The organism is Nocardioides islandensis (assembly GCF_015352455.1).
GTDB classification, from domain to species: Bacteria; Actinomycetota; Actinomycetes; order Propionibacteriales; family Nocardioidaceae; genus Nocardioides; species Nocardioides islandensis.
Genome location: NZ_JADKPN010000017.1, coordinates 1 through 18,558, shown reverse-complemented (window position 1 = coordinate 18,558; position 18,558 = coordinate 1). Strand labels below are relative to the sequence as shown.

General features: G+C 72.2%; 21 protein-coding genes and 1 riboswitch. Of the genes, 13 read left to right on the top strand and 8 right to left on the bottom strand.

The window, feature by feature from the left end:
• The first annotated feature begins 156 nt into the window (after window positions 1-156).
• The 6 genes from ISU07_RS21005 (at window position 157) to ISU07_RS20980 (ending at window position 4,290) form a co-directional block, all read left to right on the top strand.
• Entirely contained in the window at window positions 157-531 is a 375-nt protein-coding gene (locus tag ISU07_RS21005; RefSeq protein WP_194708799.1) for a YciI family protein, read from the top strand.
• Window positions 532-597: 66 nt separating this feature from the next.
• The gene (locus ISU07_RS21000) at window positions 598-951 is read left to right on the top strand and encodes a YciI family protein (RefSeq protein WP_228522343.1); all 354 of its coding nucleotides are present in this window, start codon (window positions 598-600) and stop codon (window positions 949-951) included.
• Window positions 952-955: 4 nt separating this feature from the next.
• A complete protein-coding gene (locus tag ISU07_RS20995) occupies window positions 956-1,306 on the top strand; it encodes a YciI family protein (protein ID WP_194708798.1) in 351 nt (116 codons plus the stop codon).
• 46 nt (window positions 1,307-1,352) lie between these two features.
• Entirely contained in the window at window positions 1,353-2,534 is a 1,182-nt protein-coding gene (locus tag ISU07_RS20990; protein WP_194708797.1) for an RNA polymerase sigma factor, read from the top strand.
• Window positions 2,535-2,611: 77 nt separating this feature from the next.
• The gene (locus tag ISU07_RS20985) at window positions 2,612-3,820 is read left to right on the top strand and encodes a DUF2157 domain-containing protein (RefSeq protein WP_194708796.1); all 1,209 of its coding nucleotides are present in this window, start codon (window positions 2,612-2,614) and stop codon (window positions 3,818-3,820) included.
• Window positions 3,817-4,290: a GDYXXLXY domain-containing protein gene (locus tag ISU07_RS20980; protein WP_194708795.1), complete on the top strand. Its 474-nt coding sequence runs from the start codon at window positions 3,817-3,819 to the stop codon at window positions 4,288-4,290. Before ISU07_RS20985 ends, ISU07_RS20980 begins: the two co-directional genes overlap by 4 nt.
• A gap of 190 nt (window positions 4,291-4,480) precedes the next feature.
• Here ISU07_RS20980 and ISU07_RS20975 read toward each other — a convergent pair whose 3' ends face one another.
• The 5 genes from ISU07_RS20975 to ISU07_RS20955 form a co-directional block, all read right to left on the bottom strand.
• Complete coding sequence (locus ISU07_RS20975; protein WP_194708794.1) at window positions 4,481-4,756, bottom strand: MoaD/ThiS family protein; 276 nt, start codon at window positions 4,754-4,756, stop codon at window positions 4,481-4,483.
• A gap of 40 nt (window positions 4,757-4,796) precedes the next feature.
• Window positions 4,797-6,083: a threonine synthase gene (gene thrC / locus ISU07_RS20970; RefSeq protein WP_194708793.1), complete on the bottom strand. Its 1,287-nt coding sequence runs from the start codon at window positions 6,081-6,083 to the stop codon at window positions 4,797-4,799.
• A gap of 10 nt (window positions 6,084-6,093) precedes the next feature.
• Window positions 6,094-6,204, bottom strand: a riboswitch (SAM riboswitch).
• Window positions 6,205-6,259: 55 nt separating this feature from the next.
• Entirely contained in the window at window positions 6,260-7,093 is an 834-nt protein-coding gene (gene otsB / locus ISU07_RS20965; RefSeq protein WP_194708792.1) for a trehalose-phosphatase, read from the bottom strand.
• 32 nt (window positions 7,094-7,125) lie between these two features.
• Window positions 7,126-7,650 carry a LytR C-terminal domain-containing protein gene (locus ISU07_RS20960; protein WP_194708791.1) on the bottom strand — a complete coding sequence of 175 codons (525 nt, stop codon included), beginning with the start codon at window positions 7,648-7,650 and terminating at the stop codon, window positions 7,126-7,128.
• A gap of 9 nt (window positions 7,651-7,659) precedes the next feature.
• Window positions 7,660-7,953, bottom strand: a complete 294-nt coding sequence (locus ISU07_RS20955; protein WP_194708790.1) for a DUF3263 domain-containing protein — start codon at window positions 7,951-7,953, stop codon at window positions 7,660-7,662.
• A 171-nt stretch (window positions 7,954-8,124) separates the two neighbouring features.
• On the opposite strand from ISU07_RS20955, the gene ISU07_RS20950 reads away from it, so the two are divergent.
• Window positions 8,125-9,105 carry a Gfo/Idh/MocA family protein gene (locus ISU07_RS20950; RefSeq protein ID WP_194708789.1) on the top strand — a complete coding sequence of 327 codons (981 nt, stop codon included), beginning with the start codon at window positions 8,125-8,127 and terminating at the stop codon, window positions 9,103-9,105.
• Window positions 9,106-9,125: 20 nt separating this feature from the next.
• Here ISU07_RS20950 and ISU07_RS20945 read toward each other — a convergent pair whose 3' ends face one another.
• Window positions 9,126-9,962: a ScyD/ScyE family protein gene (locus tag ISU07_RS20945; protein WP_194708788.1), complete on the bottom strand. Its 837-nt coding sequence runs from the start codon at window positions 9,960-9,962 to the stop codon at window positions 9,126-9,128.
• Window positions 9,963-10,052: 90 nt separating this feature from the next.
• On the opposite strand from ISU07_RS20945, the gene ISU07_RS20940 reads away from it, so the two are divergent.
• Entirely contained in the window at window positions 10,053-11,489 is a 1,437-nt protein-coding gene (locus tag ISU07_RS20940) for an alpha,alpha-trehalose-phosphate synthase (UDP-forming) (RefSeq protein WP_323742741.1), read from the top strand.
• A 7-nt stretch (window positions 11,490-11,496) separates the two neighbouring features.
• Window positions 11,497-11,916, top strand: coding sequence for a GNAT family N-acetyltransferase (locus tag ISU07_RS20935; protein WP_194708787.1), 420 nt, complete (start codon window positions 11,497-11,499; stop codon window positions 11,914-11,916).
• A 223-nt stretch (window positions 11,917-12,139) separates the two neighbouring features.
• On the opposite strand, the gene ISU07_RS20930 is transcribed toward ISU07_RS20935, so the two are convergent.
• Complete coding sequence (locus ISU07_RS20930) at window positions 12,140-13,717, bottom strand: FMN-binding glutamate synthase family protein (RefSeq protein ID WP_194708786.1); 1,578 nt, start codon at window positions 13,715-13,717, stop codon at window positions 12,140-12,142.
• A gap of 48 nt (window positions 13,718-13,765) precedes the next feature.
• Between ISU07_RS20930 and ISU07_RS20925 the strand changes: the two genes are divergently transcribed.
• Window positions 13,766-15,109 (top strand): MFS transporter, encoded by a 1,344-nt coding sequence (locus tag ISU07_RS20925; protein WP_323742740.1) that lies wholly within the window; start codon window positions 13,766-13,768, stop codon window positions 15,107-15,109.
• Window positions 15,106-16,524 carry a pyridoxal phosphate-dependent decarboxylase family protein gene (locus tag ISU07_RS20920; RefSeq protein WP_194708785.1) on the top strand — a complete coding sequence of 473 codons (1,419 nt, stop codon included), beginning with the start codon at window positions 15,106-15,108 and terminating at the stop codon, window positions 16,522-16,524. The genes ISU07_RS20925 and ISU07_RS20920 overlap by 4 nt, the downstream gene beginning before the upstream one ends.
• A gap of 3 nt (window positions 16,525-16,527) precedes the next feature.
• Here the strand turns inward: ISU07_RS20920 and ISU07_RS20915 are convergent, their stop codons facing one another.
• Entirely contained in the window at window positions 16,528-16,944 is a 417-nt protein-coding gene (locus ISU07_RS20915) for an MmcQ/YjbR family DNA-binding protein (RefSeq protein ID WP_323742739.1), read from the bottom strand.
• Between the two features lie 30 nt (window positions 16,945-16,974).
• Here ISU07_RS20915 and ISU07_RS20910 point away from each other — a divergent pair, with 30 nt between their 5' ends.
• Together ISU07_RS20910 and ISU07_RS20905 are read left to right on the top strand one after the other, a co-directional pair.
• The gene (locus tag ISU07_RS20910) at window positions 16,975-17,667 is read left to right on the top strand and encodes a uracil-DNA glycosylase (protein WP_194708784.1); all 693 of its coding nucleotides are present in this window, start codon (window positions 16,975-16,977) and stop codon (window positions 17,665-17,667) included.
• Window positions 17,668-17,689: 22 nt separating this feature from the next.
• Window positions 17,690-18,463: a dioxygenase family protein gene (locus ISU07_RS20905; RefSeq protein ID WP_228522342.1), complete on the top strand. Its 774-nt coding sequence runs from the start codon at window positions 17,690-17,692 to the stop codon at window positions 18,461-18,463.
• The last annotated feature ends 95 nt before the right edge of the window (window positions 18,464-18,558 follow it).

The window sequence follows — 18,558 nt, the reverse complement described above, 5'->3', positions numbered from 1 at the left end:
GGACCTCAGCTCACCGGTCCGGAATGTTGTCACTCTCATGTCGAGAGTGCCAGCGTCATGTTTAGCACTCGCACCCTGCGAGTGCAAACGTTGTCGACGGCCGGCCGGCCTCCTCGTCATCCCCCTGACACACTCACCGCGAGACAGGAGAGACCCATGACCGACAGCACCAGCGGGGACCTCAGGAAGTACGTCGTGTTCGTCGTCGAGGACGAGCCGGCCTGGGAGGCCAAGTCCGACGCCGAGCGGCAGGACACCTACGACGCCGACTACCGGTTCGGCCAGGCCCTGGAGAAGCGGGGTGGGCGGGTCGTCGGCGGCTCCGGGCTCGCCCACACGTCCCGGTGGCAGATCCTGGAGAACGTCGGCGGCGTCACCAGGCGCTCCGACGGCCCGTACGCCGAGTCGGTCGAGCAGCTCGGTGGCTTCTACGTCGTCGAGAGCCCGAGCATGGAGGCGATCGTCGAGTCCGCCGAGGAGATGATGCCGGTGCACGTCCGGTTGGAGATCGCCCCGGGATTCGACGAGTAGCTGTCGATTCCGGCGTACCTCGCCCGTCATCGGGGTGTCAGACTCCCAAGAACCAGGAGGAACACCATGACCGAGTACATCGTGCTGCTCCCCGGCGACGAGGCCGCCTGGGCGGCCGCGACCGAGGACCAGCGCCAGGCGACCTACCAGAAGCACCGCGAGTTCGCGAAGCTCCTCGAGGAGCGCGGGCTGCGCGTCACCGGCGGCTCCGAGCTCGCCCACTCGGGCGAGGCCAAGACCCTGCGGACCGGCTCCGACGGGAAGCAGTCGGTCACCGACGGCCCGTACTCCGAGGCGGTCGAGCAGCTGACCGGCTTCTACCTGATCGAGGCCGCGAGCATCGACGAGGTCGTCGACGCCTGCCGGGTCCTCGGCGAGGGCGAAGGCCTGATCGAGGTACGCGCCTGCAAGGGCATGTGAGCCGGTGAAGTTCTTGGTGCTGATGGCCGAGGAGGACACCTGGAACCGGTGGAGCGCCCTCTCCGACGCCGAGCAGGAGCAGGTGTTCGACCAGTTCACCGCCTTCACCGAGGCCGTCAAGGCGCGCGGCAGCGTGCTGGCCGGCGAGGCCCTGGACCGGCCCGAGAGCGGGCGCACCGTCCGTCCGGGACCGGACCGCGCCGTCACCGAGGGCCCGTACGCCGAGACCGTCGAGCAACTGGGGGGCTTCTGGCTGGTCGACCTCCCCGACCTCGACGCCGCGGTCGAGGCGGCCACGCTGCTGCCGGCGGCGTACTCCGTCGAGGTGCGGCCCGTCGTCGACATGGGGGACTGAGGTCAACACCACCGTCGAGGACGTCTGGCGCGACGAGTGGGGCCGCTTGCTGGCCCTGCTCGTCGCCCGGTACCGACGCCTCGACCTGGCCGAGGACGGGCTCGGCGACGCGTTCGAGGCCGCGACCCGTACCTGGCCCACCGACGGCCCGCCGGCCAACCCCGCCGGCTGGCTGCTCACCGCCGCCCGCAACCGCATCCTCGACCGCCTGCGCGCCGAGGCGGTCGCGGCCAGGAAGCTGCCCGTGCTCGCCGTCGAGGCCGAGCTCACCGAGGAGGCCCAGCGCGTCATGGCCGACAGCGGTGACCCGACCAGCGGCAGCCCCGAGCGGTACGACGAGCGGTTGCGGCTGGTCCTGCTGTGCGCGCACCCGGCGCTCGCCGCGGAGTCCGCGGCCGCGCTGACCCTGCGGCTGGTCATGGGCGTGGCCACCGAGGACATCGCCCGGCTGTTCCTGGTGCCGACCACCACCATGGCGGCCCGGCTGACGCGGGCCCGCAAGCGGCTCGCCCACGAGACGTTCGGGCTCCCCGTCGGTCGCGACCTCGAGGCGCGGCTGGCCCTCGCCGCGGACGTGGCGTACCTGGCCTTCACCTCCGGCTACGCACCGGGCTCCGGTGACGACGTGCTCCGTCCCGGCGCGGCCGCGGAGGCGATCCGGCTCGCTCGGGTGCTGCGCGACGTGGCGCCCCCTGGCAACGTCGAGCTGGACTCGCTGCTCGCGCTGATGCTGCTCCAGCACTCGCGCCGCGACGCCCGCGTCGACGCGGCCGGCGACCTGGTGCTGCTCCCCGACCAGGACCGCGGACGCTGGCACCACGAGGACATCGACGAGGCGGTCGCCCTGCTGACGCCGTGGACGAACGCGCCCGGCTCGCCGTACCTGCTCCAGGCGCTCATCGCGGCCGAGCACGCCATCGCCCGCAGGGCCGACGACACGGACTGGCCGCGGGTGGCCGCGAGGTACCTCGAGCTCGAGCAGCTCACCGGCTCTCCCGTCGTCCGGCTGAACCGTGCCGTCGCGGTCGCCGAGGCCGACGGCCCCCTCGCCGGGCTGGCGCTGCTCGACGGCCTGACGCTGGCCGGGCACCGGCTGCCCGCGGTGCGCGGTCAGCTGCTGCTGCGCCTCGGCCGCACCGACGAGGCCCGCACCGAGCTGGAGCGCGCCATCGAGCTGTGCGGGAACGACGCCGAGCGGGCGACCTTGCGGCGGCTGCTGCCCGACTGAGCTGGTCCCGGGTACGCCACCCAGGTTGAGTACGCGGACGCATCCGCAGTCCCGTCCGGGGTGGAGAGCCTGGCCGCATGACCACTGTGTCCACCGGCCCGTCTCCGACGGCCGCACCTCACACCCGTCCCGCGACACCGGCCCAGCTCGCCTGGCTGGCCGACGAGCTCCCTCTCTGGCGGGCCGCCGGACTCGTCGACGACCGCAGCGCGTCGACGATCCTCGCCGGGTACCACCCCTCCCGCCGCTTCGACCTCTCCCACTTGCTGCTCACCCTCGGCGCCGCCTTCGTCGGCGTCGGCATCATCTGGCTGGTCGCCAGCAACCTCGACCAGCTGCCGCCCGCGACGCGCTTCGCCGTGGTGGCGGCGTTCTGGCTGGCCTTCCTCGCCGGCGGCGAGCTCCTCGCCCGCACCCGCGCCCACGGCGGACCGGTCCCGTCGCCCGTCGTCGGCGCCGTCCGCGTCCTGGCCGCCCTCACCTTCGGCGCGGTCGTGTTCCAGGCCGCGCAGAGCCTGCAGGTGCCGGCGTACGAGCCCGCCCTCGTCGCCTGGTGGGGTCTCGGCGCCCTCGTCCACGCCTACGCCGTGCGCGGCACCGGCCCGCTGGTGGTCGGGCTGCTCGGCCTGGGCTCCTGGGTCACCTGGCAGGCGGTGGACGGCAACGACTCGGAGCTCACCGTGCTCCTCGTGCTGTTCGGCGCGGGGGTGGTCGCGGCCGCCGCGGCCGCCCTGCACACCCGCTGGCTGCCGTCGTTCGCCGGCGCCTGGCGCGTGGTCGGCGCGGCCCTGAGCCTCGGCGCCCTGTACGCCGCGGCGCTGCCGTACGTCACCACCGACGGCTTCGACCGCACGCCGTTCCTGGTCGCCGCGCTCGTCGCCGCGGGCCTCGCCGCCACCGCGGGTGCGGCCCTCGCCGAGGGCGACGCCCGCTTCGAGCCCCTGCTCGCGGTGGCGATCGGCGCGGCCGGCCTGCTCCTCGTCGAGTGGGAGGCCGACCGGGACAGCTGGACGCACGCGAGCGTCGGTGTCGTCGTCTTCGTGGCCGCCGCCGGCTGGTTCGCCGTGCTCGGGGTGCTTCGCGACAGCCGCCTGCTGACGTTCGTGGCCACCGCGTCGCTGGTCCTGTTCACCACCGTCCAGGCGTTCTCGGTGTTCGCGCCGATCTTCACCGGCGCCTGGCTGTTCGTCCTGCTCGGCTTGGTGTTCGTCGGCACGGGCTACCTCGCCGACCGCGCACGCCGTCAGCTCACCCGCACCCTCCACGAGCAAGGAGCCACCCGATGAGGACGAGCCTGGTGAAGGTCGGCGCCGTGGCGCTGGTCCAGCTCGCGCTGGTCGGTGCCGCCGTCGCGCCGCGACTCTCCGCACGGCTGACCGGGGACGAGTACCGCCTCCGGGTCGCCCCCGTGGACCCCATCGACCCGTTCCGGGGCGCGTACGTCGACCTGTCCTACCCGGGCCTGCGGGACGTTGACGACGAGGTCGGCTCGGGAAGCGGACCGGTGTACGTCACGCTCGTGCGCGACGGTGACGTCTGGACGGCGGGCAGCGCGAGCCGCGAGCGGCCCGACGGCGCGCCGTACCTGGCCTGCGACGACCGCGACTGGCGCCTGCGGTGCGGCATCGAGAGCTGGTTCCTCCCGCAGGACGAGGCGGCGGCGATGCAGGAGCGCGTCGACGGCGGCTCGATGGTCGCGGTGGTGAAGGTGGACGGCCGCGGGCACGCGGCGCTGGTCCGTGTCGAGCCCTCGTGATGCCTGCGGGCGCGCGCTCCGTGGTTTACTGTAGTAAATCACTCGACTTTATGAACCCCGTCTGCCGGGGTCCGCGCGGCGCGCAACGCTCGGGACGGGGCGCGCTTTCCCGGCAGACGGTCCTGCGCCCCACCCGCCGAGGTACGCCTGCGGCGGGTGGGGCGGACGGGATACCCGCGACGCGCCGGGGTCAGCCGCCGGCGACGGCCGGGATGACGGAGATCTGGGTGCCGTCGGGCGTCGGTGTCTGGAGGTTGTCGAGGAACCTGACGTCGTCGTTGCCGACGTAGACGTTCACGAACCGCCGCAGCTGGCCCGCCTCGTCGAGGATCCGGCCCTTGATGCCCTCGTAGTTCGTGTCGAGGTTCTCCAGCACGGCCGCCAGGTCGGCGCCCTCCGCGGACACCTCGGACTCGCCGCCGGTGTAGGTGCGCAGGATGGTGGGGATCCGGACGGACACGCTCATCGGGTTTCGCTCTCCTCGGGTCTCGTGGGGTCGGGCGGGTTCAGTCTCGCGCGCCGATGCCGGTGGCGGTGAAGGCGGCGTACGACGGGTCGATGGTCGCGGCCGGGCCGACGGCGTCGCTGACGGCGTCCAGGGTCTTGAGCCCCATGCCCGTGTTGATGATGACGGTCTCGAGCGTGGGGTCGAGCAGGCCGTTCTCGACGAGCTTCTTGGTCACGCCGACGGTCGTGCCGCCGGCGGTCTCGGTGAAGATGCCCTCGTTGCGCGCGAGCAGCAGGATGCCCTGGCGGACCTCGTCGTCGGAGACGTCCTCCACGGCACCGCCGGTGCGGCGGCAGATGTCCAGCACGTAGATGCCGTCGGCCGGGTTGCCGATCGCCAGGCTCTTGGCGATGGTGTCCGGCTTGACCGGGCGGATGGCGTCGGTGCCCTCCTTGTACGCCGCGGAGACCGGCGAGCAGCCGGTCGCCTGGGCGCCGAAGATCCGGTACGGCTTGTCCTCGACCAGCCCGAGCCCGACCAGCTCCTGGAACGCCTTGTCGACCTTGGTCAGCTGGGAGCCGGACGCGACCGGGATGACGACCTGGTCGGGCAGCCGCCAGCCCAGCTGCTCGGCGATCTCGAAGCCGAGCGTCTTGGAGCCCTCGGCGTAGAACGGGCGGACGTTGACGTTCACGAACGCCCAGCCCTCCTCCTCACCGGCGATCTCCGAGGCGAGCCGGTTCACGTCGTCGTAGGTGCCGTTCACCGCGACCAGCGAGTCGGTGTAGACCGCGGAGTTCACCTGCTTCGGCTTCTCCAGGTCGCTCGGGATGAACACGACGGTCTTGATCCCGGCGCGGGCCCCGGCCGCGGCGACGGCGTTGGCCAGGTTGCCGGTGCTGGGACACGCGAACGTCGTGGCGCCGAGCTCGCGGGCCGCGCTCAGCGCGCAGGCGACGACCCGGTCCTTGAAGGAGTTCGTCGGGTTCGTCGAGTCGTCCTTGACCCAGAGGGTCTCGATGCCGAGGACCCTGCCGAGGTTGTGCGCGCGCAGCAGGCGGGTGAAGCCCGGCTCGGTGTTGGGGCTCTGCTCGATGTCGTCCGGCACCGGCAGGAGCGCCTTGTAGCGCCAGATGTTGCTCGGTCCAGCCTCGATGTCGGCCCGGGTCACCCGGGCGCGGGCCTCGTCGTCGTACCCGACCTCGAGCGGACCGAAGCACTCCGGACACGCGTAGTGGGGGCCGAGCTCGACCTCGTGGCCGCACTCCCGGCAGACCAGGGCCCGGGCGTGGCCGAAGGCGCCGGCGCGGAAGGTACGAGGCTTCTCACTGATGACCGCGCTCAAGGAATGACCTCCCTCATCTTCCCCGTGGCGACTCTCGCCGCGGGCCGGAATTGGCACCGTGTTGTTGCATCCGGTTGCCGGGACGTCTCAGGGCCGTTCCCTCAGTCCCTCTCGATGAGCAGGACCCAACGTACCGCCCGCCGTCTCAGCATGCGTACGGCGAGTCCAGATGTTGGTCAGGAGGCGTCGGTGGTCAGGGTGCGGAGGAGGTCCAGGACGCCGGCAGGACCGTCGACGACGACGTCCGCGAGGTCCCGGAGGGTGGGCTCCTCGCGGGAGGCGGAGCAGACGAGGAGGGTGGGCAGGCCGCGGCGGCGCAGGTCGAGGACGGCCTCGAAGGCCTCCACGTCGCCGAGGTCGTCGCCGGCGAACAGGAACCCGCCCGCTTCGAGGTGCTCCATCAGCCAGTCGACGACCAGGCCCTTGTGCATCCCGTGCGAGCGCACCTCGAGCACCTGGCGCCCGGGCTCGACGGACAGGCCGTGCTGCTCGGCCAGCTCGGTGATCGGCTTGACCAGCCGGTCGAAGGCACCGTCGGCGTCGTCGAGGCGGCGCGTGTGCACGGCGACCGCGAGGCCCTTGTCCTCGACGTAGGCCTCGGCGGCGTCCGCGCCGCGCAGCACGCGAGGCAGGTCCCGCTCGAACGTGGCCAGGCCGGCCGGCGGGCGCGGCGTGACGATCCGGCGGTTGGTGGAGGACCAGCGCTCGTTGCCGTACTGCCCGAACAGGTACAGCTCGCGGCCGACGTCGCCGATCGCGTTGCCGACCTCGTCCAGCCCGCCGAGCGCCAGCGCCTGCCGCGCGGGCCGGCCGGTGATGACGGCGACCGCGCGTACGGCGGCGGCCAGGTCGGTCAGGACCCCCCCGGCGTCCGGGTGGATGTGCGCGGCGTCCGGGTCGTCGACGATGGGCGCCAGCGTGCCGTCGAAGTCCAGCCCGACGACCACGTCCGCGGCGCGCGCGACGACCTCGGCGTACCGCTGCTCACCTTCCGACGACGTGAACTCCACGCCCCCACCCTGGCACGACCAGGGTCCGAGGCTCAGGCGTGGTCGGAGGTCAGGATGACCGTCAGCCGGTCCAGCTTCATCGGGTCGACGGCCAGGACGGTGCGGCGGATGCCGAGGTCGAGGGCCAGCGCCTTCGCCGCTCGCTTCAGCTTCGCGGGGTAGTAGACGGTCGAGGCGGGGATGGTGCCGTACCAGTTGTCGGAGCCGACGACCTTCCAGCCCGCCTGCGTCGCGGTCGTGGCCACCCGGCCGGCCAGGCCGCTGACGCCGGAGTTGTTGTAGACCTCGACGTACACCTGGCCCTTGTCGACCGCGGGCTTGGCCGGCTTCGGCTTCGCGGTCGGCATCGACGGCGTGGGCGTGGGGCTGGGCGAGGACTCGGCCGCGGTGATCGTCACCTCGCGCTCGGTGGGCGGTTTGCCCTGGGTCGCGAGGTACGCGACGCCGGCGGTGAAGATCGCGACGATGGTCAAGATGACGACCGGCGAGGGGAAGACGACACCTCGCTCGGTGCGGATCCTGGGGCTGAGGGGCCGTGACGGGGAAGTCGGCCGCATGGGGTGCTCCTAGACCTCGAACCCGAGGCGACGAGCGGAGCGCTGTCGCTGGCGGGCGGCGCGAAGGCGGCGCAGGCGGCGGACCAGCAGCGGGTCCACCTCGAGCGCCTCGGGACGGTCGATCAGGGCGTTGAGCACCTGGTAGTAGCGGGTCGCCGACATGTCGAACTGCTCGCGGACGGCGGTCTCCTTGGCGCCGGCGTACTTCCACCACTGGCGCTCGAACTCGAGGATCTCGCGGTCGCGGTCGCTCAGGCCCGTGGTCTCGACCTGCTGGCCGGAGAGGTGAGTGGCGGCGTCCATGCGGACACTGTAGGCGATGAATCACAGCGATGTCATTCGGTCCCGGCGCGTCGCGCCGGCGAATGTCCAGCCTGACGCTATGGCATCCGCTGCGGCCGCCCCGGTCAGCTGCGCGGTCTCCCCGGGCTTCGGCGACCCGTCTCGGAATCCAGTCAGTTCTAGGGTCGCAGCATGACCACCCGTTGGGGCATCCTCGCCACCGGCCGCATCGCCCGCAGCTTCGCCGACAACCTCCGGGAGGTGGACGGCGCCGTGATCGCCGCCGTCGGGTCCCGGTCGGCGGAGTCGGCCGGGGCGTTCGCGAGCGAGTACGGCGCTCGCGCGCACGCCTCGTACGAGTCGCTGGTCGCGGACCCGGACGTCGACGTCGTCTACATCGCCACGCCGCACTCGATGCACCTCGAGAACGCCCGGCTGGCCTTCGCGGCCGGCAAGCACGTGCTCTGCGAGAAGCCGCTGACGCTGAACCTCGCCGAGGCTGAGGCGATGGTGGCCGCGGCCCGCGAGGCCGGCCTGTTCCTGATGGAGGCGATGTGGATGGCCTGCCACCCGGTCGTCCGGGCGATCGTCGAGGGGATCGGCGAGGGCAGGTACGGCGAGCCGCGCCAGGTGCACGCCGACCTCGGGTTCGTGGTGCCGCCCGGCGCGTCGGCCCGGATGGTCGACCCGGCGCTCGGCGCGGGAGCCCTGCTCGACATGGGGATCTACCCGCTGACGTTCGCGCACCTGGTCCTCGGCGAGGCCGACGAGCTGGCGGCGACCGCCCGCGTGAACGAGCACGGCGTCGACCTGGACGTCGCGATCGCCGGCCGGCACGGGGACGCCGTGTCCGCGCTGACGGCGTCGATGACGGCGGTCTCGCCGCGGACGGCCACGATCGCGACGACGACCGGCCGCATCGACGTACCCGCCGACTTCCACCACCCGGCGTACGCGACCTGGACGCCGACCAACGGGGAGCCCGAGCGCATCGAGGGGCTCGGGCCGCTGATCGGCTCGGGCCTGGGCAACGAAGCGGCCCACGTGCAGGAGTGCCTGCACGCGGGCCGTCTCGAGAGTCCGCTGGTCCCGCTGGGCCGGACGCTGACCCTGATCCGCCAGATGGACGAGGTCCGTCGGCAGATCGGGGTCAGCTACGCCTCCGACTCGTAGCGGGTGCTACCCGGGGTGGTTCACCACGGGAAGCGCATCACCTTGCCCTTGGGGGTCTTGCCCGTCGGGACACCGTTGGTGGTGATGTACAGCGCGTCCTTGGTCCACTCGACGGCACCCGGCAGGGCCGCGGGCATGAAGTCCTTGGCCTTGTCGGAGCCCGCCTTGATCTTGGAGATCATGCCGGCGAACAGCTGCGCGACGTAGATGTCACCGTTGCGGGCGACGGCCAGGTCGACCGTGCCGAGGAACCCGCTGGCGACCAGCTTCACCTTGCCGCTCTTCGGGTTGACCTTGTAGACGCGGCCGTTCATGCCCAGCGAGTCGTCCTCGGGACCACCCGGGAGGCTGGAGACGTACAGCCAGCCGTCGGGGCCGAGCTCGACGTCGGTCGGCACGGGCTCGAGGCGGTACTGCGGGCCGACGCACGCCGGGGCGTGGAACTCGTCGGCCGCCGCCTGGGTCACGGTCACCTCGGTCGGGGGCAGGATCGCGACGGTCTTGACCTTCCCGTCGTTGCCCACCCAGAGGATGCTGTTGCCGCCGGCCTCGCCGACGTAGACGCCGTCGGCCGTGGTGTACGTCGAGTAGGGGTGCGAGTCGACGATGCCGGTGTAGGTCGGCGGACCGGCCTGCTTGACCGGCCACTGGGCCGCGCAGTCCGCGGTCGGGGCGACGAAGCCGTACTCCTGCGCCTTGTCGGGGTTCTTCGTGGTCTCGTAGGCGGTGAGGTTGGCCAGCTTGGTCGGCTTGGCGGCACCCACCCTCCACTGCATGAGGATGTTCTTCTTCTCGTTGGCCGCGAAGGTGACCTTCTTGCCGTAGGTCGACACCGCGCCGACCTCGGCGTTCTTCACGGTCGACTTGCTCGATCGGGTATGAGAAGCACCTTTCACGGGTGAAGTCACCTATCCCTGCCGGAGCCGTGTCCACGGCGACCACCTAGGGTGGTCAACGTGCCCGCCGAGCTCGTGATCGTCGCCAACCGGCTGCCGGTCGACCGTGTCACCGGGCCCGACGGCGAGCCCGAGTGGCGCGCCTCCCCTGGCGGGCTGGTCACCGCCATCGAGCCGGTGCTGCGGGCCAACAACGGCGTGTGGATCGGCTGGCCGGGCGGCACCGACAGCGGGCTGGAGCCGTTCGAGCACGACGGCCTGACGCTCGACCCGATCGCGCTGTCGGCCGAGGAGATCGAGGGCTTCTACGAGGGCTTCTCGAACGCCACCCTCTGGCCGCTGTACCACGACGTCGTCGCCAAGCCGGAGTTCCACCGGGAGTGGTGGGACTCGTACGTCGACGTGAACCGACGCTTCGCCGAGCACGCCGCAGCGCGCGCCGCCAAGGGCGCGATGGTGTGGGTGCACGACTACCAGCTCCAGCTGGTGCCGCAGATGCTCCGCGAGCTGCGACCCGACGTCCACATCGGCTTCTTCCTGCACATCCCCTTCCCGCCGGCCGAGCTGTTCCAGCAGCTGCCGTGGCGCCGGCAGATCCTCGAGGGACTGCTCGGCGCGGACCTGGTCGGCTTCCAGCTGCCCGGCGGCGCGCAGAACTTCGTGCGCCTGGTCCGCCAGCGGGTGGGCCACAAGACGCACCGCGACCTCGTGTACCTCCCCGACGGGCGAACGGTCCGCGCCTCCGCGTTCCCGATCTCCATCGACGTCAAGGGCTTCGAGAAGCTGGCGAGGCAGGAGTCGGTCACCGCACGGGCCAAGGAGATCCGCGAGGCGCTCGGCGGGCCGCGACGGATCTTCCTGGGCATCGACCGGCTCGACTACACCAAGGGCATCCACGCGCGACTGCGTGCGTTCAGCGAGCTGATCGCCGAGGGCGAGCTCGACGTCGAGGACGCCGTGTTCGTGCAGGTCGCCACGCCGTCGCGGGAGCGGGTCGAGCAGTACCGCGTCCTGCGCGACGACATCGACCGCCTGGTCGGCCGCATCAACGGCGACCACGGCCGCATCGGCACCCCGGCGATCAGCTACCTGCACGCGTCGTACCCGCGCGAGGAGATGGCCGCGCTCTACCGGGCCGCCGACATCATGGTCGTCTCGCCGTACCGCGACGGCATGAACCTCGTCGCCAAGGAGTACGTCGCCTGCCAGTACGACGACGGCGGCGCGCTGATCCTCTCGGAGTTCGCGGGCGCGGCCTACGAGCTGCGCCAGGCCTGGCTGATCAACCCCTACGACCTCAACGGCATGAAGGCCGCCCTGCGCGAGGCCTACCACGCCGACGCGAAGGACCTCTCCCGGCGGATGCGGGCCATGCGCAAGACCATCAAGTCGGCCGACATCACCGCCTGGGCCCGGTCGTTCCTCCAGGCCATGGACGAGGTGCGGCCGGCGCACGGCAAGACGCTGCTGCCCGCCGACAGGGACTGACCGACCGATGGGCGTGCGCGTCTCCACCGATGACTCCCTGCTGGACGTCGACCTGATCCACCGCTGGCTGAGCGAGGACGCCTACTGGTCGCTGGGCCGCTCCCGGGCGGCCGTCCAGGAGTCGCTGAGGTACTCGGTGAACGTCGGCGCGTACGACGCGGACGAGCAGGTCGGCTTCCTGCGCCTGGTCACCGACCGGGCGACGTTCGCGTGGATCTGCGACGTGTACGTCGACCCCTCGGCCCGCGGCCGGGCCGTCGGCAAGGCGCTGATGGAGGAGGCGGACCGGCTGCTGGCGTCGTACGGCGTCACGCGGGCGCTGCTGGCCACCGCCGACGCGCACGGGCTGTACGCGCAGTACGGCTTCGTCCCGCTGGCCGACGACGGCCGCTGGATGGTCCGCACCTACGAGCCGGCGCCCCAGTAGTCAGCCGGTCACCCGGAAGGTGGCACCCGGCCGGGCCGGCCGACGACCCCCGACCCGACCCGGCCACCCCGGTCGGCCTCCGGCGGGCACTGCCTGGCCGACCGGGGTGTTCGGGTGCACACGCCTCCAACGACGGGAGGCGGCCGGGGTTACACGGGGTGCCCGTTGGTCGAGGACGGCCGTCAAGGGCCCGTCGGCGCAACCTCCTCGACCAGCGGGGAGCTCAGCGCGTCGGCGACGCGTCCGGGACCTCCTGGACGCACATGAGGTCGACGATCTCCTTCTCCAGCCGCGGGCCGAGCCGGCCCCAGTCCGGCAGGTAGCCGTAGACGTCGCGCAGCGTCCGGTGCTCGGTGAGCCCGTCGAGGATGTCGACGTCGTCGGGCGAGATCAGGCCGGGGTGCACGACGCCGACCGCCTCGGAGATCTTCCAGAGGTCGCGGCGCATGGACTTCACGTAGTTGGCCGCGCGCACGGACTTCAGCTCGGGGTCGAGGCCGCGGACCAGCCACGGGTTCTGGGTGGCCACACCGGTCGGGCAGTGGTCGGTGTGGCACCTCTGGGCCTGGATGCAGCCGATCGACATCATCGCCTCGCGGCCGACGTTGACCATGTCCACGCCGAGGGCGAAGGCGACCACGGCGTTCTCGGGGACGCCGAGCTTGCCGGCCCCCATGAACGTGACCTCGTCGGTGAGGCCGGCGGCGGCGAACCGGCCGTACACCAGGGCGAACGCGATCCGGAACGGGAACGCCACCGCGTCGGAGAACAGCAGGGGCGCCGCTCCGGTGCCGCCCTCGCCGCCGTCGACGTTCACGAAGTCCACTCCGCGCCGGCCGTTCCCCTGGCCGCCGGACATGGCGGCGACCAGGTCGTCCCAGAAGCCCATCGACCCGACCGCCGACTTGATGCCGACCGGCAGGCCCGTCTCGGCGGCCACCTGCTCGACGAAGTCGAGCATCGAGTCGACGTCGTGGAACGCCGTGTGCCGGCTGGGCGAGGCGCAGTCCACGCCGGGCTTGATGCCGCGGATCTGCGCGATCTCCTCGGTGACCTTGGCGCCGGGCAGCATGCCACCGAGTCCGGGCTTCGCGCCCTGCGACAGCTTGATCTCGATGGCCCGCACCGGCGCGCCGGCCACCAGGTCCTTGAGCCGCTCGAGGGAGAACTGGCCGTGCTCGTCGCGGCACCCGAAGTACGACGTGCCGATCTGGAAGACCAGGTCGCCGCCGTTGCGGTGGTACGGCGAGAGCGCGCCCTCGCCCGTGTCGTGCATGCAGCCGGCGAGCGCCGCCCCGCGGTTGAGCGCCTCGATGGCGTTCTTCGACAGCGACCCGAAGCTCATGCCCGAGATGTTGACGACGGACTCAGGCCGGAACGCGTGGGTGCGGCCGCGCGGGCCGCCGAGCACCTTCGCGGACGGCAGGTACACCTCCTCGCCGGCGTGCCGGGCACTCGGCGCGCCCTCGCCCTTGAACGTGCGGTGCTTGATGATCGGGTACCCGTTGGCGTGCTCGACGTCGTTGTCGGTGCCGAAGCCGAAGTAGTTGTTCTCCAGCTTGGAGGACGCGTAGATCCAGCGCCGCTGGTCGCGGCTGAACGGCCGCTCCTCGTCGTTGTTGGTGACGATGTACTGGCGGAGCTCGGGCCCGAAGCGCTCGAGGAAGAAGCGCAGGTGCCCGATGATGGGGTAGGTGCGCAGGATCGCGTGGTGGCGTTGCGTCACGTCGCGCGCGGCGACGACACCCAGCGCCGCGACCGCGAGGCCGGCGGACTTGGCCAGCTTGGATCCGGCTCCCATGGACCTGTGTGTAGCCCTGCGGCCCGCGCTTGTCGATAGCCTCCGGGGGTGTCCCAGACGGTGGCCCAGACGCTGCCCCGGTCCGTGCGTCTCGGCTACGGCTCCGGTTCGGTGGCCACCGGGGCGTTCGGGACGGTTCCGGGGCTGATGCTCCTGCCCTACCTCACCGACTCGCTGGGGATCGCCGCCCTCGCGGCCGGCGCCATCGTGCTGCTGCCGAAGGCGTGGGACGTCGTGCTCAACCCGGTCGCCGGACGCGTCAGCGACCGGACCGTGGACGAGCGGGGGCCGCGGCGGCCGTGGCTGCTCCGCGCCGGGCTGGTGCTCGCGGTCTGCTTCGCACTGATCTTCGCGGCTCCCGAGATGGCGACCGGGCTCGAGGCCGCGTGGGTGCTGGTGTTCTTCCTGGCCGCCGCGTCGGCGTACGCCTTCTTCCAGGTGCCCTACGTCGCGATGCCGGCCGAGATCACGCCGTCCTACGACGAACGCACCCGCCTGATGACCTGGCGGGTGGCGATCCTGGCCTTCACGATCATGCTCGCGGGCGCCACGGCGCCGGTGATCCGCGACGCCGTCGGCGGCTCTGCCAATGATCGGGCCGGGTACCGCGTGATGGGCGTCGCGATGGCCCTGGTCATCGTCGTCGGCGTGGTGGCGGCGTACGTCGGCACCCGCAACGCCCCGGTCGGGCGGGTCGAGCCGGGCCCGGGGACGTTGGGCGACCAGCTGCGGATCGTGGCCGGCGCCCGCGACTTCCGGATGCTGCTGACCACGTTCGTCCTGCAGGCGCTGGCCACCGGCTGCATGCTCGCGGGCGTCGACTACCTCGCCGAGGACGTGCTCGGCCGCACGGGGGCGACCACGGTGCTGTTCGTCTGCTTCGTCGGGCCGGCCCTGCTGCTCACGCCGGCGTGGGCGGCGCTGGGCCGGCGGGTGGGCAAGCGCACCGGGTACGTCGCCTCCTCCGTCGTGCTGGCGCTGGGCGCGTTCTGCGCGGCCGGCGCCCGGACCGCACCCGTCGGCGTCGTGTTCGCGGCGGTGGCGCTGGTCGGCGTCGGGTACGCCGGCTGCCAGGTCTTCCCGCTCGCGATGCTCCCCGACGCCGCCGCCGTGGACACGCGGCGGACCGGGTCCAGCCGCGTCGGCGTCTACACCGGGGTCTGGACCGCCGCCGAGACGCTCGGCCTGGCGCTGGGTCCTGGGCTCTTCGCCCTGGTGCTGGCCCTCGGCGGCTACCAGTCCTCGACGGACGGCGACGTCGTCCAGTCCGACCTGACGGTCGCCGCGATCACCTACGGCTTCTCGGTGCTGCCCGCCATGCTGGTCCTGGTCTCGCTCTGGTGGCTGTCGCGCTACACGCTGGACGCGCGGCAGGTGGAGGAGGCCCGATGACCGACGTGCTCGCCCTCCTCCGTGAGATGCAGGCCGGGGACCTGCCGGTGCACGGCGGGCGCACCCTGGCCTACGTCTACGACTCCGGCCTGACGGAGGTCGACCGCATCGGGCGCGAGGCGGTGGCGGCGTACGCCGCGTCCAACGGCCTGGACCCCACGTCGTTCCCGAGCCTGCTGGCGATGGAGAACGAGCTGGTCGGGTTCGCGTGCGACCTGCTCGACGCGCCACCGTCGGCCGTGGGGACGGTGACCTCGGGAGGGACGGAGTCGGTGCTGCTCGCGGTGCAGGCCGCGCGCGACGGCGCCCCGGACGTCTCCTCGCCGAACATCGTGGTGCCGACGACCGTGCACGCGGCGTTCCACAAGGCGGCGCACTACTTCGGCGTCCCGGTGCGCGCGGTGCCGGTCGACGCGTCGTTCCGCGCGGACGTGGCGGCGATGGCCGACGCCGTCGACTCCTCGACCGTCCTGGTGGTCGGCTCCGCGCCGTCGTACGCGCACGGCGTCGTCGACGACATCCCCGCACTGGCGGCCCTCGCGGCGTCCCGGGGCATCCGCTGCCACGTCGACGCGTGCATCGGCGGGTGGGTGCTCCCGTACGCCGCCCGGCTCGGGCGGTCGGTGCCGCCGTGGACGTTCGCGGTGCCCGGGGTGACGTCGGTGTCGGTGGACACCCACAAGTACGGCTACGCGCCGAAGGGCACCTCCCTGCTGCTGCACCGCTCGTCGCAGCTGCGGCGGCCGCAGTTCTTCGCGTCGGCGGACTGGCCGGGGTACACGATGCTCAACGCCACCATGCAGTCGACCAAGTCCGGCGGGCCGCTGGCGGGTGCCTGGGCGGTGATGCGGCACCTCGGGACCTCGGGCTACGAACGGCTGGCGGCCGAGGTGTTCGAGGCCGTCGACCGGATCGTCGCAGGGCTCCCGGCCGGCCTCACGGTCGTCGTACCGCCCGACTCGACGCTGGTGGCGCTGGCGTGCGACGCGTCGATGGACGCGTTCACGGTGTGCGACGAGATGAAGCTGCGCGGCTGGTACGTCCAGCCGCAGATGTCGTACGCCGGCGCGCCGCCCACCATCCACCTGTCGGTGTCGGCGGCGACATTGGCGCACGTGGACGAGCTGCGGTTGTCGCTGGCGGAGTCGGTCTCGGCGGCGCGTAGGTCGAGGCCGGTCGAGGTCGGCCAGGGCGTGGCGGACTTCATCGCCGCGCTCGACCCTTCTGCCCTGTCCGACGACGACTTCGACGGGCTGCTGGCCGCGTCCGGCCTGCTCACCGACCCCTCCGCCGGCCTCGCCCTCCCCGAGCGGATGGCCCCCGTCAACGCGATGCTCGACCTCGCCTCCCCGGCCCTGCGCGAGGCCCTGCTCATCGCGTTCCTGGACCGGCTCTCGCGGCCGGCGCGGCCCTGACGGTCAGCCCAGCCCTCGCTCGGCCAGCCACTTCTGCCGCGCTCGTACGCCGGCGCGGGCCAGCCAGGCGTCGTACACGACCTCGGCCAGCTCGTCGGCCGTGAGCTCGCCGATCCGGCTGCCGCGGAGCAGCACGGACGGATGGCCGTCGAAGTGCGGGGTGGTGAAGAACGGCGTCGACTCGTCCGCGACCAGCGCCTGCTTGTCGACGTCGTCGGCGACCCAGAACACGATGACGTCGTCGTACCGCTCCCCGGTCTCGGGGTCGAACGCGTCCGGGCGGGGGTTGCGGAAGAAGATGAAGCTCTTCCGGCTCACCTGGTAGACGGGGTTCGTGCCCGCGCTCTCGACCGTGACGCCGGGCATCGAGAGGGCGAGGTCGTGGACCTGCTGCACGGTGGCGCGCTTCGGGCGAGGCACGAGGAGAACGTACGCCGCTACCCTCGCCGCATGAGCGCCCTGGCCGGACTCGTGGACAAGGGGCTGGTGGCTCCGGACTGGGCCGCGGCGCTGGCTCCCGTGGACGACCGGATCGCCGCGATGGGGCAGTTCCTGCGGGCCGAGCTGGCGGCCGGCCGCCCGTACCTTCCGGCCGGCGACCGCATCTTCCGAGCCTTCCAGCGGCCGCTCGCGGACGTGCGGGTGCTGATCGTCGGCCAGGACCCGTACCCGACCCCGGGCCACCCGATCGGCCTGAGCTTCGCCGTGGACGCGCACGTGCGGCCGCTGCCGGGCAGCCTGCGCAACATCTACCAGGAGCTCGGCACCGACCTCGGCCTGACCATGCCGGGACACGGCGACCTCACCGCCTGGGCGGACCGCGGCGTGATGCTGCTCAACCGGGTGCTCACCGTGCGGCCGGGCGAGTCCGCCAGCCACCGCGGACGCGGCTGGGAGGAGGTCACCTCCTGCGCGATCGACGCCCTGGCCCGCCGCGGCGGCCCCATGGCCGCCATCCTCTGGGGCCGCGACGCCCAGTCCCTCAAGGCCCAGCTGGGCCCGGTCCCCTGGGTCGAGTCCGTCCATCCCTCTCCCCTGTCCGCCGCCCGTGGCTTCTTCGGCTCCCGCCCCTTCTCCCGCGTCAACACGCTGCTGGAGGGCCAGGGCGGTACGCCGCTCGACTGGTCGTTACCGGAAAGTTGAATGTTGAACTACCATGGATGACATGAACGACCGCATGCCCGCGCTGTACATCGGCCACGGGGCCCCGCCACTCCTCGACGACCCGCTGTGGTCGGGGCAGCTGGCGCAGTGGGCCCAGGACCTCCCGCGCCCGACGGCGATCCTGATCGTCAGCGCGCACTGGGAGTCGGCGCCGGTGATGCTCAGCGCCAACCAGGCCCCGCTGGTCTACGACTTCGGCGGGTTCGCCCCGCGGTACTACCAGATGACCTACGAGACCCCCGACAGCTCGGCACTGGCGCAGCGGATCGCCGCGATGATGCCCAGCACCGAGCCGGTGCACCAGCACCCGAGCCGCGGGCTCGACCACGGCGCCTGGGTCCCGCTCAAGATCATGTACCCCGCCGGCGACATCCCGGTCCTCCAGATGTCCCTGCCGACCTCGGACCCCGCGCGGCTCCTCGAGCTGGGCCGGCGACTGCGGCCGCTGCGCGACGAGGGCGTGCTGATCATCGGGTCCGGGTTCCTGACCCACGGGCTGCCGTTCCTGACCGAGTTCCGCATCGACGCGGCGGCTCCCGGCTGGTCCAAGGACTTCGACGCCTGGGCCGCCGACGCGCTGGCCCGCGGCGACGTCGACGCGCTGGCCAACTACAAGGCCGAGGCGCCGGGCATGCCCTACTCGCACCCGACCGTCGAGCATTACACGCCGCTCTTCGTCACCCTCGGCGCGGCCACCGACCCGGAGGCGCCGGGCGAGCAGGTCATCGACGGGTTCTGGATGGGGCTGTCGAAGCGCTCGCTGCAGGTCGCCTAGGTGTTCTAACCACGGACGTTAGGCACGGCGTTTCTGCTTGGCGATGACGAAGACCTCCGAGTGAGGTGTGGAGCTACCACGCAAACCACTCCTCA

Coding starts and splice junctions, on each gene's coding strand:
- ISU07_RS21005 (WP_194708799.1), top strand. CDS start 157: ATGACCGACAGCACCAGCGGGGACCTCAGGAAGTACGTCGTGTTCGTC.
- ISU07_RS21000 (WP_228522343.1), top strand. CDS start 598: ATGACCGAGTACATCGTGCTGCTCCCCGGCGACGAGGCCGCCTGGGCG.
- ISU07_RS20985 (WP_194708796.1), top strand. CDS start 2,612: ATGACCACTGTGTCCACCGGCCCGTCTCCGACGGCCGCACCTCACACC.
- ISU07_RS20980 (WP_194708795.1), top strand. CDS start 3,817: ATGAGGACGAGCCTGGTGAAGGTCGGCGCCGTGGCGCTGGTCCAGCTC.
- ISU07_RS20975 (WP_194708794.1), bottom strand. CDS start 4,756: ATGAGCGTGTCCGTCCGGATCCCCACCATCCTGCGCACCTACACCGGC.
- ISU07_RS20960 (WP_194708791.1), bottom strand. CDS start 7,650: ATGCGGCCGACTTCCCCGTCACGGCCCCTCAGCCCCAGGATCCGCACC.
- ISU07_RS20955 (WP_194708790.1), bottom strand. CDS start 7,953: ATGGACGCCGCCACTCACCTCTCCGGCCAGCAGGTCGAGACCACGGGC.
- ISU07_RS20950 (WP_194708789.1), top strand. CDS start 8,125: ATGACCACCCGTTGGGGCATCCTCGCCACCGGCCGCATCGCCCGCAGC.
- ISU07_RS20935 (WP_194708787.1), top strand. CDS start 11,497: ATGGGCGTGCGCGTCTCCACCGATGACTCCCTGCTGGACGTCGACCTG.
- ISU07_RS20930 (WP_194708786.1), bottom strand. CDS start 13,717: ATGGGAGCCGGATCCAAGCTGGCCAAGTCCGCCGGCCTCGCGGTCGCG.
- ISU07_RS20920 (WP_194708785.1), top strand. CDS start 15,106: ATGACCGACGTGCTCGCCCTCCTCCGTGAGATGCAGGCCGGGGACCTG.
- ISU07_RS20910 (WP_194708784.1), top strand. CDS start 16,975: ATGAGCGCCCTGGCCGGACTCGTGGACAAGGGGCTGGTGGCTCCGGAC.
- ISU07_RS20905 (WP_228522342.1), top strand. CDS start 17,690: ATGAACGACCGCATGCCCGCGCTGTACATCGGCCACGGGGCCCCGCCA.